This window comes from Streptomyces geranii, from assembly GCF_002954775.1.
Lineage (GTDB): Bacteria > Actinomycetota > Actinomycetes > Streptomycetales > Streptomycetaceae > Streptomyces > Streptomyces geranii.
This window is the reverse complement of record NZ_PJME01000049.1, coordinates 39,857-53,237: the sequence shown is the minus strand read 5'-3', so window position 1 is coordinate 53,237 and position 13,381 is coordinate 39,857. Positions and strand designations below refer to the sequence as shown.

The following is a 13,381-nucleotide window of genomic DNA, read 5'->3' as shown; positions in this document are numbered from 1 at the left end:
CCCCTCTCGGCTCACTCGCCGCGGTACAGCTCGCGCTTGTCGATGTAGCGCACCACACCGTCCGGCACCAAATACCAGACCGGGTCGCCCTTGGCGACCCTCGCACGGCAGTCTGTGGACGAGATGGCCAGGGCGGGAACCTCGACCAGCGAGACACCGCCCTCCGGGAGTCCCGGGTCGGTCAGGGTGTGACCCGGCCGGGTGACCCCGATGAAGTGCGCGAAGGAGAACAGTTCCTCGGCGTCGCGCCAGGTGAGGATCTGGCCGAGCGCGTCGGCGCCCGTGATGAAGAACAGGTCCGTGTCGGGATTGAGCGCGCGCAGGTCGCGCAGGGTGTCCGTGGTGTACGTCGGGCCGCCGCGGTCGATGTCGATGCGGCTGACCGAGAACTGGGGGTTCTCGGCGGTCGCGATGACCGTCATCAGATAGCGGTCCTCGGCCGGTGACACACTGCGGTCGCTCTTCTGCCACGGCTGCCCGGTCGGTACGAACATCACCTCGTCGAGGTGGAACTGCGCGGCGACCTCACTGGCCGCCACGAGGTGTCCGTGGTGGATCGGGTCGAATGTCCCGCCCATGACGCCGAGGCGGCGCTTGCCCGGGTTCGACGGGCCGGTAGGCATGTCCTGCTCTCCCATGCCTGCAGACACTACCGGCCCCGTCTGAGGGGACCCTACTCAGCGGTCACGGTTGAAACGGGTGGTGATCCACAGCAGGAGCATCAGGATGAAGAAGGCGCCGCCACCGGTGAGGTAGGGGCTGAGGCTCTCGTGGTTGCCGCCGTGCTCCTCGCCCTCGGCGGCAAGGGTGACCAACTGGGCTGCGGTGCTGTGGAAGCTCATCTTCGGCAGGACCTATCCGGTGAGGGCGGGATAAAGACGTCGGCCCATCGTAAGCGTGCCCGCCGACGGGGATCACGCCGACTCCGCCGACAGGCCGCGGCGGGGCTCCGGCGGGGAACTTCCGGGCGCTTTCAGTCGTCCTTCTCCCTGTACCCCCGCAGCAGGAACCACGCGGTCAGGATGCAGCCGAAGAACATCACGATCAGCACGACCCGGAGCAGATCGCCGGATCCCTGTCTCTCGGCGGCTTTCGCGGCCTCGGTGATCCAGTCGCTCGCGGGGGTGTGGTCCATCGGATCCATCGGATCGCTCCTTACGGTGTGCTGCCCCGCCACGGTATCTCCGCCTAGGCTGGGCCCCGCTTCGGGGGGCACATAAGGGCAATCGACGCATGGGGGAACACATGTCCGACGACAGCCACGAGAGCAACGGGCACGGGCCCGGCGAGGGCCCGGACGCCCACGAGAACGTGCCGAGCAGGCAGCGCAGGCGCTTCCCGGGGATCTCCTCGCGGGCGTACGAGCACCCGGCCGACCGCTCCGCCCTGGTCGCCCTGCGCAAGCTCAGCGGGTTCGACACCGTCTTCAAGGCGCTCAGCGGACTGCTCCCCGAGCGCAGTCTGCGGCTGCTGTTCCTGTCCGACTCGGTGCGGGTCTCGGACCAGCAGTTCGTCCACCTCGACGCCATGCTGCGGGACGCCTGCGCCATCCTGGACCTGGAGAAGGTCCCGCCGATGTACGTCAACCAGGACCCCCAGCCCAACGCGATGTGCATCGGCCTGGACGAGCCGATCATCGTCGTCACCACCGGCCTGGTCGAGCTGCTCGACGAGGAGGAGATGCGGGCCGTCGTCGGCCACGAGGTGGGCCACGCTCTCTCCGGCCACTCCGTCTACCGGACGATCCTCCTCTTCCTGACCAACCTGGCCCTCCGCGTGGCCTGGATCCCGCTGGGCAACATCGCGATCATGGCGATCGTCACCGCCCTGCGCGAGTGGTTCCGCAAGTCGGAGCTGTCCGCCGACCGCGCGGGACTGCTCGTCGGCCAGGACCTCAAGGCCTCCATGCGCGGCCTGATGAAGATCGCGGGCGGCAACCACCTGCACGAGATGAACGTGGACGCGTTCCTCGCCCAGGCCGAGGAGTACGAGGCGGGCGGCGACCTGCGCGACTCGGTCCTGAAGATCCTGAACGTCCTCCCGCGCACCCACCCCTTCACCACGGTGCGCGCCGCCGAGCTGAAGAAGTGGGCGGAGTCCCGCGACTTCCAGCGGATCATGGACGGCCACTACCCGCGCCGCACCGAGGACAAGGACACGTCGGTCTCCGGCTCGTTCCGCGAATCGGCGTCGAGCTACGCGAGCAACGTCAAGAACTCCAAGGACCCCCTGATGAAGCTGGTCACCGACATCGCGGGCGGAGCGGGCGACCTGGGCGGCAGGGTACGAAGGGGCTTCGGCGGCTCGACACAACCGCCACGAGACACAACTCCGGACGACTGAAGCACCCTCACACCGTCGGCTGCGCCCCCGCCGCGAGCGACCCGCACAACGCCGTCGTACCGTCCGTGGCGAACGGGTCGGTACCGGCGGGCCCACCCGCCTTGGCGGTCTGTCCGGCCAGCAGCGGCCGAAGGTAACCGACGGAGTCCTCCGCGCAGGACAGCGGCCCCGCCTGGACGTACGAGACGACCAGGCGGGCCTGGTGCATCCGCAGGTCGTCGCGGTCGAAGCTGAAGTGCAGCTCGCGCCGGACGGTGAACAGGGAGGCCTTCGCCTTGTCGCCGGCGCCGGTCGGCCGCAGCGCGTAGACGAAGGTGTGGTCGGCGACGACCTCCAGGGTCGCCGAGTCGGCCTCGGCGGCCCGCAGGGTGCCCCGTACGCGGATCCTGTCGTCGGCGAGCTGGGCGCGGGAGGGGTCGAAGCGGACCAGCCAGCCGGTGGGCGCGTGCCTGCCGTCGGCGGACGGCTGGTCGAAGCTCTGGTCGAACTGGTCGAGCTGGTCGGGGTCGAGCATCACCCGCACGGCACGGACCTCGCCGCCGGTGAGCACCGCCGGGTAGAGCGAGGACTCGACTATGTAGTCCTTGGCGGTGGTCAGGGCGCTGACGACCTGGCTGTCCGAGAAGTGCGCGGTGCTCCGGACGGCGGGCAGCGCGATGCCCTCGGCGCCCACGCCGAACTGGGCCGCCGGGCTGTGTGCGAACAGTTGTTCGGGATCAGTCGCGCCGGGCACGGCACCCTGCGGCGCGAGCGGGATGACGGTCATCCGCAGCGGCTCGGGGGCCCGCTCGGCGACCGGGCTCTGGTAGGGGTTGCGTACGCCCATGTAGATCGCGGTGCCGAAGGCGAGGGCGATCAGTACGACGAGGATCAGCGCCTGCCGGGACAGTCCCCGGTGCAGGGGCTGGCGGCGGCGTACGGCGGGTGCGTGGTCGTCGAGGCGCTCCTGGGCGGAGAACTCCTGGAGCCGGGCAGCACGGACGAACGACTCGTCGAAGACGACGGATCGGTACTCGTCCTCGCCGCCCCCAGGGGCAGCCTCGGGTGTCCCCTCAGGTGGGTCTCCTGGTCCGCCCATACATTCAGAGTAGGTCGCGGGAAGCCCCGGTAAACGCCCTCTCGTACGACAAGTTCTGACAGGTTCTCACCAGGAAGAAACAGGGCGCGGACAGGTTTGGGTCAAGGAGTGCGCGGGATCGCCGAAACGGCCGGCTGGGAGTAGTCGGCGGAGGCCGAGGGAGTCGTCGCGCTGCCCTGTTCGAGGCCGGTCGAGGCGGGCGGCGGCACATGCTCCTGGCGGCTGGAGGACGCCCCTCGGTAGACCGCCGTGAAGGCCAGCGCGACCATGCCGATCCCCATCACGAGGGCCAGCATCCAGGCGACGGGACGGTGCCAGCGGGAGACCTGCTTGCCGTGGGTGCCCGGAGCGCCGTAGCGACCCTCGAGAACCTCGGCGTCGTCCAGATCGTCAAGATCCGGATCGTGGCCGAAATAGCCGGGGTCGTCAGGCCCGAAGCCGTCCTCGAAGCGCTCGTCGTCCCCTCTGGGGCCTCTGGTGTGCGCCCGGCGGGCCTCGGCCTCGGAGGCCTCCGCTCTCGCCTGCGCGGCGGCCAGGAGGCGCTCGACGGCGGTCGGCTCGTGCACCACGGCCGCCCGTACGAAGGCCTCGTCGAAGACCACGGAGGCGAACTCTTCGTCCGACACCCCGCGGTCGTGGTCGTCTTCGGGCTCCCAGCCGTCAGGGAAGAACGGCGTGCCCCCCACGTCCTCCGGCACACGTCCAGAGTAGACCGGGGGTGTCAATTTGGGCAGGCGGTAGGGAAATTCAGCTCCTGGATGAGATGCGTTTCATGCGCCGCAGTACGCGGTGGGGCACGCGATACGCCAGAGGCACGGCACCGCTCGAACACCGGGCACCCGACGCGGAGCCACGATCGCCCAGGTCCGCCCCCGGGGCACTCGCTCCGGCCACACCCGCCGACACGCCTTTCTGCCGGGGGTCCGGGGGTCGCCCCCCGGAAAGGCACAGCATGCGCCGCAGCAGTCCGTGGGGCACGGGATGCGCCAGAGGCGCGGCACCGGTGGGCGCTCGCGTCCAGGCGGGCGCCCTTCTCGCGCTGCCGTGATCGGGCGGCTCAGCGGCGGATGTGGCCGTCGCCCGTCACGATGTACTTCGTGCTGGTCAGTTCCGGGAGGCCCATCGGGCCCCGGGCGTGGAGTTTCTGGGTCGAGATGCCGATCTCCGCGCCGAAGCCGAACTGGCCGCCGTCCGTGAAGCGCGTCGAGGCGTTGACGGCGACCGTGGTCGAGTCGACGAGCTGGGTGAAGCGGCGGGCCGCCTGCTGCGAGGTCGTGACGATGGCCTCCGTGTGGCCGGAGGTCCACAGGCGGATGTGTTCGACGGCCTTGTCGAGGGAGTCGACCACGGCGGCGGCGATGTCGTAGGACAGGTACTCGGTGTCCCAGTCCTCCAGCGTCGCCTCGACGACGGTCGCCTTGGAGTCGGCGGCGTACGCCAGCACGCGCGGGTCGGCGTGCACGGTCACCCCGGCCTCCGCGAGGGCGTCCAGGGCGCGCGGCAGGAACTCGGCGGCGATGTCCTGGTGGACCAGGAGGGTCTCGGCGGAGTTGCAGACGCTGGGGCGCTGGGCCTTGGAGTTGATCAGGATGTCGACGGCCATGTCGAGGTCGGCCTGGGCGTCGACGTAGACGTGGCAGTTGCCGACGCCGGTCTCGATCACGGGGACCGTGGACTCGCTGACGACTGTCTGGATGAGGGAGGCGCCGCCGCGCGGGATGAGGACGTCCACCAGGCCACGCGCGCGCATCAGCTCCCGTACGGACTCGTGGCTCTCGCCGGGCACGAGCTGGACGGCGTCCGCGGGCAGCCCGGCCCCTCCGACGGCGTCGCGCAGGACCCGTACGAGGGCGGTGTTGGACTCGTACGCGGAGGACGAGCCGCGCAGCAGTACCGCGTTGCCGGACTTCAGGCAGAGGGCGGCGGCGTCGACCGTCACGTTCGGGCGGGCCTCGTAGATGATGCCGACGACGCCCAGCGGGACGCGGACCTGGCGCAGGTCGATGCCGTTGGGCAGGGTCGAGCCGCGGACGACCTCACCGACCGGGTCGGGCAGCGCCACCACGTCCCGGACGTCGGAGGCGATCGCGCGCACCCGCTCCGGGGTGAGCGTCAGCCGGTCGATGACCGTCTCGCTGGTGCCGGCCTCGCGCGCGCGGGCGATGTCCTTGGCGTTGGCCTCGACGATTTCACTCGTACGGACTTCCAGCGCGTCCGCGATGGCCAGGAGCGCGTCGTCCTTCTCGGCCCGCGGGAGGGGGGCGAGGTCGGCGGCGGCTGCCTTGGCGCGGTAGGCGGCCCGGGTGACCGGGGACATCGAGTCGTACGGCGAAAGCGTGGTCATGGGGGAAGCGTAGTGCGCCGGGCGAAACCGTCCACCGGCTATCCCAAACCCCGAGACAACCCTCTCAGAGCCCGCAAATCAGCCGGGCGGGCCCCTGGAGGCATGCCCCTAGAAAGGGTGGACGCCGACCGGGGTCGCCGGGAGGGGGCCGTAGCCCTCGGCGATGCGGTGGTGGTAGGTCTCGCGGTCGATGACCTCCAGGCCGACGATCTCCCAGGGCGGCAGCTGCGCGGTCTGGCGGTGCTCGCCCCACAGCCGCAGGGCGACGGCCGCGGCGTCGTGCAGGTCGCGGGCCTCCTCCCAGTAGCGGATCTCGGCGTGGTCGTTGGCGTAGCGGCTGGTCAGGAGGAAAGGGTGGTCGTGGGCCAGCTGTTCCAGTCCGCGTCTGACCTCCTTGAGCGGGGCCTCGGCGCCGGAGACGCTGAGCGTGACATGCCACAGCCGGGGCACGTCCTTGGGCTCCTCGTACGCCTCCTCGTAGCGGGCGCCGGCCACGACACTCGTCAGGGCGCGCTCCTCGCCCACCTTGCGGGAGGCGGTTCCACCGCGGGACGCCGCCGCCCCAGGGCGCACTCGTCTCACGACGGCCTCCTTTACCCGATGGTCTGCCTGATGGGTCGTGCGGAATCTCCCTGAAACAGAGAGAAGCAGGTACGCAGGCTTCATGGGGCGCTTTTGCGGAACGTCCACCTCACGGCGGGCGGATTTGCGGGGCGTTCCCCCTGTTTTCGGCCTTTGCGGGACAGGAGTGAAGGACCGCGAAAAGCAGGCTCAGGGGTTCAGGACGACCAGGTCGTCCCGGTGCACGACCTCGCGCTCGTACGCGGGGCCCAGTTCGCGGGCGAGTTCGCGTGTGGAGCGGCCGAGCAGCTGGGGGATCTCCTTGGCGTCGAAGTTGACGAGCCCGCGCGCGACGGCCTGCCCCGCGCTGTCGCGCAGCTCGACGGGGTCGCCCGCGACGAACTCGCCCTCGACGGCGGCGATCCCGGCCGGCAGCAGCGACTTGCGGCCCTGGACGACCGCGCGCACGGCGCCGTCGTCGAGGGTGAGCGAGCCCTGCGGAGTGGAGGCGTGCTGGAGCCAGAGCAGGCGGTCGGCGGAGCGCCTGCCGGTGGAGTGGAAGTAGGTGCCGGTGTCCCGGCCCGCGAGGGCGTCGGCGGCGTGCACCGCGCTGGTGAGGACGACGGGGATGCCCGCGGCGGCGGCGATCCGGGCGGCCTCGACCTTGGTGACCATGCCGCCGGTGCCGACGCCCGCCTTGCCCGCGCTGCCGATGTCGACGTGGGCGAGGTCGGCGGGTTCGCGCACCTCGGCGATCCTGGACGTACCGGGCTTGCTGGGGTCGCCGTCGTACACGCCGTCGATGTCGGACAGCAGCACGAGGAGGTCGGCGCGCACGAGGTGGGCGACGAGGGCGGCGAGGCGGTCGTTGTCGCCGAAGCGGATCTCGTCCGTGGCGACGGTGTCGTTCTCGTTGACGACCGGGAGGGCGCCCATCGCGAGGAGCTTGTCGAGGGTGCGCGCGGCGTTGCGGTGGTTGGCGCGGCGGCTGGTGTCGTCGGAGGTGAGGAGCACCTGCCCGACGCGGATGCCGTGCCGGGCGCAGGAGGCGGTGTAGCGGGCGACGAGCAGCCCCTGCCCGACGCTCGCGGCGGCCTGCTGCCGGGCCAGGTCCTTGGGCCGGCGGCGCAGGCCAAGAGGGGCGAGACCTGCGGCGATGGCCCCGGAGGAGACGAGGACGATCTCCTTCGCACCGCCGCTGCGGCTCTTGGCGAGGACGTCGACGAGCGCGTCGACCCGGTCGGCGTCGAGCCCGCCGGCCGCCGTGGTCAACGACGAGGAACCCACTTTGACGACGATCCGGTGAGCCTCTGCGACGGCCTGCCTTGCCCCTGCCACCTGCGGTCTGTCCCCTCGGGTCGTCCGGCTGTGCTGGGGGGCAATTTACGCGAACGGCCCCTGGGGACGCGCGTCGGTCCAGTGGGCGGACGGAGCGTCCCGGAACGGCCCGCCCCCGGATCTCAGGTCCGCGTCGCAGCCGCCGCCTGCCGCTTCTGCCCCGCGTTGCGTGCCTCGGCCTTCACCGCGAGGTCGGCCGTCGCGGTGTTGAACTGCTCGATGGACGGCGGCTCGTCGGGCCCGAGCAGATACCGCTTCAGCTCGGCGCGCTCACCGGCCAGCGGATCGGCCGCCGGATCGCGTACGGCATCCAGCAACTGCCCCAGTTCCTCGGCGCCGTTGCTGAGGATCACGGCGGCCCGTACGGCGGTGTTCTGCCGTTTGAACTCCTCCGCGCCCAGCTCCGCCGAGTCCGTCACGGCGTACGGCTTGCCGCTCTCGATGAAGTCGGAGACCACGCTGGAGATGTCGGAGACCATCGCGTCGGACACGTTGAAGCAGTCGTACAGGCGCGGTTCGGCGCCCGTGACGACCCGGTGCTCGGCGGCGCCGAAGGAACGCCAGTACGCGTCGTTCCACTCGGTGCGCAGCCGCGCGATCTCCTCGTGCCGCTCCAGGTCGACGACGCCGTCGCGGGTCGCCTCCGCCTCGTCGCCCTTCTCGCCGCCGGGCCCGGTCAGTTCGGCGAGCCGCGCCTCGACACGGGCGAGGTCGGCCCCGGCCCGCGCCCGCTCGTCGCCGTCGCCCTGGAAGCGCGGGTCGGCGGCCCGCTCGGCAGCCGCCGACTCGACCAGCGCGGTGATCCGCGCGTGGGCAGCCCCGGCCTCCTCGCTGCGGGTGCCGGTGAAGGGGTGCGGCTTGTACAGCACCCGGACCGGCGGTTCGGCCGACACCAGTGCGCGCACGATGTTCTCGCCGGCGAGCAGGAGGGAGGTGTTGCCGGGGTCGTCGTCCCAGCCCTCCCAGGTGGGCGCGTAGAGAACCGTGGGGCAGTGTTCAACAGCGGCTCCGCCGCGGGGCCCCTCCGGTCCCCCCTCCGCCCGCCGGATGGGCGCCAGTTGGGGCCGCCCCACCTCGACGATGTCCTCGTCGCGCACGCCCACGTCGGCGATGGCGTACCGGTCGCGTCCGGCCCGCCCGGCGACCCACACCTCGTCGTAGGCCTTGCTGAAGGGGTTCACGCTGGCGATCTTGTCGCTGTCGCCGTGCCCGATGAAGACGTGCTTCATGGTCGGTACGCGCAGCAGGTGGATGTTCTTGCCGACGTTCGCGGCGTAGAGCGCGACCCGGACCGTGCGCAGGTCCAGGTTCATCAGATGGATGCCGCCGGGCACACAGATGACGGGGACGGTCGTGGGCGCGAGGCTGTGCAGGATGACGCGTTCGCGCAGGACGATCAGCGGCCGGGTCTCCAGCTGCTCCATCGTCTCCAGCCACATGTTGACCTGGTACGCCGAGTCCTTGGAGCCGGAGAAGTACAGCAGCGTCTGCGGCCGGTACTCGCGCAGCCACGCGTCCGTCGCGGCCAGCACCGTCTCCGCGTCCGGCGGGATCCGGCGGCCCCGGACATAGGGCGCGAGGGCGATCACGTAGAGGAAGGCCAGCCCGAGGGTGATGCCGACGCCGGTCATGCCGTACACCGTGGAACCGGTCTCGACGGTGATCAGGATGCCGGTGATCGCGGCGAGGTCGAGGTGGAGCATCTTCTCGGTGGAGCGGTCGAGCAGGAAGCGCGGCGGGGCGTCCGGGATGGGGATGCGGGAGGCCAGGTCGACGTTGCGGGTGGCGACCGGCATCCGGCGGCGGTTGCGGATCAGCGTGGTCAGGGCGCCGTGCGGGGCCTGGAAGCCGTAGAAGGCGATGAAGCAGGCGATGGCCGCGTAGAAGATCAGGCTCCGGGAGAGGTCCGCGCGGGCCAGGAGCAGCAGCACCAGCAGTTCCCGGACCAGGAACCGGATGGAGGCGCCCGCCCTGACCTTGCCGAGGCGGTTGATCAGATAGCTGCCCCGGCGGTGCAGATAGTGGTCCGCGAGGTAGGTCACTGCGGCGGCTGCGGCGAAGGCGGGCACGCTCGGGAGGAGCGCGGCCAGCATGAGACAGGGGAAGCCCAGCATCATGAGGACCGCCGCGGCCAGTTCGGCCGGGCTGCCCACCCGGGCGACGCGAATAGCAGTGGAAATCAAGGAGAACCTGTATCTGAGAAAGACCCGGAAATCGGTCGGGAAATCATCGGGGAGCCTGTCCGGCGGTTTTTTCGCATTCCGTACGGTCCGGATACCGAAATTCGCCGTCGCGCTTCATGCCAGGTCGTCGTCCTGGCGGTCGAGGACGCTGGCGAGCGCCTGTTCGAAGCCGGACGCGCGGCCCGCGGGGGCCGTCGGGTCCTGCTGGCGGACGTCGATGACATGCCCGGTCAGCTCGGACAGCAGCACGTCCAGCGACGTACGGGCCACCGCCTCGGAGGAGAGCAGCGAGCCCGCGGGCTCCTCGCCGAAGGCCTTCGTACGCATCGGGGTGGCCGTGCGCTCCGGGTTGACGCAGTTGACGCGGACGCCGTCGGCGGCCCACTCGTCCGACAGGGCCTGGGTGAGGTTCACCATCGCGGCCTTGGTGGAGGAGTAGAGGCTGTACTCGGCCCGGCCACGCGTGTAGCTGCTGGAGGTGTAGAGCAGCAGCTGGCCCTTGGTCTCGGCGAGGTACTTGTAGGCCGACCGGGCGATCTGCACGGGGGCCAGGTAGTTGACCTTGAGCGCTTCCTCGATGGTCGCGTTGTCGGTCTCGGCGAGCTTGCCGATGCGCAGGACGCCGGCCGTGTTGACGACGTGGTCGATGCGCCCGGTCTCGGAGTACGCCTTGGACAGCGCGTCGTCGACCTCCTCCGGGTTCTCGACGTGCGTCCCGGTGGTGGACCGCCCGAGCGCGTACACCTTGGCGCCGTACCCCTCGGCCAGCTCGGCGATGTCCTTGCCGATGCCGTACGACCCACCGAAGACGACGAGGGTCTTGCCGGTGAGCAGTTCCCGGTACGCCTCCTCGCTCATCTGCTGGGGCGTGGCGGTGGAGGCGAGCTGGAAGAGCTTGTCGGCGATGAAGACGTCGACGGGCTGGGTGACCTTCATGTTGTACTCGTCGCCCGCGACGACATGGATCGGCACGTCCGGCAGGTATTTGAGTACGACCGAACAGTCGTCCGTGGCCTGGAAGTTCGGGTCGCCCGCCGCGACCTCGTAGGCCCGCCGGATGGTCGACAGCTTGAACGCCTGGGGCGTCTGCCCGCGCCGCAGTCGCGACCGGTCGGGAATCTCGGTGATGAACTCACCGTCTTCCCCATGGGTCCGCGTGACGATGATCGTGTCGGCGGAGGGAATGGCCACGTCGACGGCCTGGAACCGCTCCAGGGCGACGACACAGTCGTCGATGACCCGCTGGGACAGCAGCGGCCGTACGGCGTCGTGGAAGAGGACGTTGCGGTCCTCGCCCTCCTCCAGCCCCTCCCCCAGCGCGGCGATGGCCCGCTCGGTGGTGTCGTTGCGCGTGGCGCCGCCCTCAATGATCCGGGTGACCTTCCGGAAACCGGCCTTGGCGACGATCTTCTCGACGTCCGGCACATAGCCGGGCGCCATCAGGACGATGACGTCGTCGATCGAGTCGGCCTGCTCGAAGGTGTTCAGGGTGTGCTCGATGACCGCCTTCCCGGCGATCTTCAGCAACTGCTTCGGAATCGACAGGCCCACCCGCTGACCGGTGCCGCCCGCGAGGACGACGGCGGTGGTGCGGGGCTTTGCTTTGCGCTGGGACACGGGCGACCTACCTCGGGGCAACAGAGAACCCTGAAATCGTCCCACCTGCGGTAACCGCAATGCAAGGTGAGCGCCGCCCGGCGCATATGCGTGCGCAACCTGTCATTCACCGGAAATTATTTCCAGTGATTCTGCTTACGGTCGCCCGTGTGCCCTTTCGCCGGTCAGACCTGTTCAGACCTGCCGTACCCCCGGTTTCCCGGAGTCGACGCGGAGTTTGGCGAGGGTGCGGGCGGGCGAGGTGGGCTTGGTCACGGTGTTCACGACCCGGACCTGGGCGTCGATACCGGCCCGCCGGATGTCGAAGAGATGGTATCCGCGGTGGTTGTCGATGACCTTCCAGTGCGGATTGTCCCCCATGCGCGGGTCCCACTCCTTGTGGAAGGCGACGGGGTCCTGGTCGCCGGCGCTGGATATGGACGTACCGACGAACTCGGCACCGACGACCGCCGAGCCGGGGTCGGCGAAGTCCCGCTTGAGGTCGCTGATCATGGTGAGATGCCGGTCGCCGGAGAGGACGACGGGGTTACGGACGCTCGCGAACTCGGCGAGCAGGGCGTTGCGTTCGACCTGGTAGCCGTCCCAGGCGTCGTAGTACCAGAGCTTGCCGTCGCCGATCTTGAGGTCGGTCTCGGCCATCATGATCTGCGAGGCGATGAGGTTCCACCGCGCCTGCGACCCCCGCAGGCTGTTCAGCAGCCACTGCTTCTGCGCGGCACCGAGCATGGTCATCGCCGGGTCGAGGGCACCGGCCTGGGTGGTGGCCTGGTCGCTGCGGAACTGCCGGGTGTCGAGCACGTTGAGCCGCACGAGCCGCCCGAAGTCGAGCCGGCGGTGCATCCGGATGTGCGGCCCGTCGGGCACCGAGGTGGCGCGGACGGGCATGTGCTCGTAGTAGGCCTGGTACCCGGCGGTGAGCCGCGCGACGAACGCGTCATGGGTCTGCTTGTCGGGATCCTGAGGGATGTCTCCCGCGAAGTCGTTGTCGATCTCATGGTCGTCGAAGGTGACGACGAAGGGCGCGGCGGCGTGCATCGCCTTGAGGTGCGGGTCACTGCGGTACTGGGCGTACCGGTTGCGGTACTGCACGAGGCTGTACGGCTCGCCGCTGCCCTCGTGCCTGCGTACGCCGGTGGTCGCGGGCGGGGACTCGTAGATGTAGTCGCCGACGAAGACGACGAGGTCGGGGTCCTGGGCGAGCATGTCGGCGTACGGGGTGAAGTAGCCGTGCTGCCAGTTCTGGCAGGAGGCGAGCGCGATGCGCAGATGGCTGCCGGAGACGAGCGGCCGGGGAGCGGTACGGGTACGCCCGACCGGCGAGAGCTGCCCGCTGGTCCGGAACCGGTACCAGTAGTGCCGGTCGGGGCTCAGCCCGCGCACATCGGCGTGCACGCTGTGCCCGAACTCGGGCCGGGCCCAGGCGTACCCGCGTTTGACCTTGCGCCGGAACTTGGAGTCCTCGGAGATCTGCCACTCGACCACGACGGCCCGGTCGGGCATCCCACCGCCGTTGAGCGGGTCGGGGGCGAGCCGGGTCCACAGCACGACACCGTCGGGCAGCGGATCACCGGAGGCGACCCCGAGACTGAACACCCCGCTGGGCAAGGGGGTTTGCGCGGCCCGGGCGGTCCCCGCGAGCAGCAACTGCCCGGAAGCGGCGGCTCCGGCAGCGGCGGCGGCTCCAACGGTCAGAAACCGACGTCTTCCGGGCGGCACGGCGTCACTCATCGTCGAACTCCCTTGCCTGGGCAGCTTCTTGGACCTACGGAAGCTCCCACGACAGCCCGACCGACCGAGTACGACGAGGCAGACAAGAGGAGACCCCTGAGCAATGAATCAGGGGAAGATCATAGACAACGACATGAACAGGCCAGAAGGCAGGGTCTTTTCAGCATTTCAGCCTGTCCGGCGTTTGAG

The 13,381-nt window shown here is 70.1% G+C and carries 12 protein-coding genes; 1 reads left to right on the top strand and 11 read right to left on the bottom strand.

The annotated features are described in order from the left end of the window. Positions 1-11: 11 nt before the first annotated feature. The 3 genes from nadD to CW359_RS45550 all read right to left on the bottom strand — a co-directional run bounded on the left by nadD (position 12) and on the right by CW359_RS45550 (position 1,144). Complete coding sequence (gene nadD / locus CW359_RS36270) at positions 12-638, bottom strand: nicotinate-nucleotide adenylyltransferase (protein ID WP_105974481.1); 627 nt, start codon at positions 636-638, stop codon at positions 12-14. A gap of 39 nt (positions 639-677) precedes the next feature. Further along, positions 678-842, bottom strand: coding sequence for a hypothetical protein (locus CW359_RS46085; RefSeq protein WP_198655517.1), 165 nt, complete (start codon positions 840-842; stop codon positions 678-680). Between the two features lie 131 nt (positions 843-973). Further along, on the bottom strand, positions 974-1,144 hold the full coding sequence (locus CW359_RS45550; protein ID WP_157968702.1) for a hypothetical protein: 171 nt from the start codon (positions 1,142-1,144) through the stop codon (positions 974-976). Between the two features lie 101 nt (positions 1,145-1,245). On the opposite strand from CW359_RS45550, the gene CW359_RS36265 reads away from it, so the two are divergent. Then, positions 1,246-2,343, top strand: coding sequence for a M48 family metallopeptidase (locus CW359_RS36265; protein WP_105974480.1), 1,098 nt, complete (start codon positions 1,246-1,248; stop codon positions 2,341-2,343). A 7-nt stretch (positions 2,344-2,350) separates the two neighbouring features. Here the strand turns inward: CW359_RS36265 and CW359_RS36260 are convergent, their stop codons facing one another. From CW359_RS36260 to CW359_RS36225, 8 genes are all read right to left on the bottom strand, one after another. Further along, entirely contained in the window at positions 2,351-3,421 is a 1,071-nt protein-coding gene (locus CW359_RS36260; RefSeq protein WP_105974479.1) for an SCO2583 family membrane protein, read from the bottom strand. 101 nt (positions 3,422-3,522) lie between these two features. After that, positions 3,523-4,119 carry an SCO2584 family spore wall biosynthesis protein gene (locus CW359_RS36255; protein ID WP_105974478.1) on the bottom strand — a complete coding sequence of 199 codons (597 nt, stop codon included), beginning with the start codon at positions 4,117-4,119 and terminating at the stop codon, positions 3,523-3,525. A gap of 359 nt (positions 4,120-4,478) precedes the next feature. Continuing rightward, on the bottom strand, positions 4,479-5,765 hold the full coding sequence (locus CW359_RS36250) for a glutamate-5-semialdehyde dehydrogenase (RefSeq protein ID WP_105974477.1): 1,287 nt from the start codon (positions 5,763-5,765) through the stop codon (positions 4,479-4,481). 108 nt (positions 5,766-5,873) lie between these two features. Next, positions 5,874-6,338 carry a hypothetical protein gene (locus CW359_RS36245; protein WP_105974476.1) on the bottom strand — a complete coding sequence of 155 codons (465 nt, stop codon included), beginning with the start codon at positions 6,336-6,338 and terminating at the stop codon, positions 5,874-5,876. A 198-nt stretch (positions 6,339-6,536) separates the two neighbouring features. Then, the gene (proB, locus tag CW359_RS36240; protein ID WP_105974475.1) at positions 6,537-7,664 is read right to left on the bottom strand and encodes a glutamate 5-kinase; all 1,128 of its coding nucleotides are present in this window, start codon (positions 7,662-7,664) and stop codon (positions 6,537-6,539) included. 122 nt (positions 7,665-7,786) lie between these two features. Next, positions 7,787-9,817 (bottom strand): hypothetical protein, encoded by a 2,031-nt coding sequence (locus CW359_RS36235; protein WP_105974474.1) that lies wholly within the window; start codon positions 9,815-9,817, stop codon positions 7,787-7,789. Positions 9,818-9,961: 144 nt separating this feature from the next. Next, positions 9,962-11,464, bottom strand: coding sequence for a bifunctional cytidylyltransferase/SDR family oxidoreductase (locus CW359_RS36230; RefSeq protein ID WP_105974473.1), 1,503 nt, complete (start codon positions 11,462-11,464; stop codon positions 9,962-9,964). Between the two features lie 174 nt (positions 11,465-11,638). Beyond that, positions 11,639-13,192: an alkaline phosphatase D family protein gene (locus CW359_RS36225; protein ID WP_105974472.1), complete on the bottom strand. Its 1,554-nt coding sequence runs from the start codon at positions 13,190-13,192 to the stop codon at positions 11,639-11,641. Positions 13,193-13,381 lie beyond the last annotated feature (189 nt).

Coding starts and splice junctions, on each gene's coding strand:
- nadD (WP_105974481.1), bottom strand. CDS start 638: ATGGGAGAGCAGGACATGCCTACCGGCCCGTCGAACCCGGGCAAGCGC.
- CW359_RS36265 (WP_105974480.1), top strand. CDS start 1,246: ATGTCCGACGACAGCCACGAGAGCAACGGGCACGGGCCCGGCGAGGGC.
- CW359_RS46085 (WP_198655517.1), bottom strand. CDS start 842: ATGAGCTTCCACAGCACCGCAGCCCAGTTGGTCACCCTTGCCGCCGAG.
- CW359_RS45550 (WP_157968702.1), bottom strand. CDS start 1,144: ATGGATCCGATGGACCACACCCCCGCGAGCGACTGGATCACCGAGGCC.
- CW359_RS36260 (WP_105974479.1), bottom strand. CDS start 3,421: ATGGGCGGACCAGGAGACCCACCTGAGGGGACACCCGAGGCTGCCCCT.
- CW359_RS36250 (WP_105974477.1), bottom strand. CDS start 5,765: ATGACCACGCTTTCGCCGTACGACTCGATGTCCCCGGTCACCCGGGCC.
- CW359_RS36225 (WP_105974472.1), bottom strand. CDS start 13,192: ATGAGTGACGCCGTGCCGCCCGGAAGACGTCGGTTTCTGACCGTTGGA.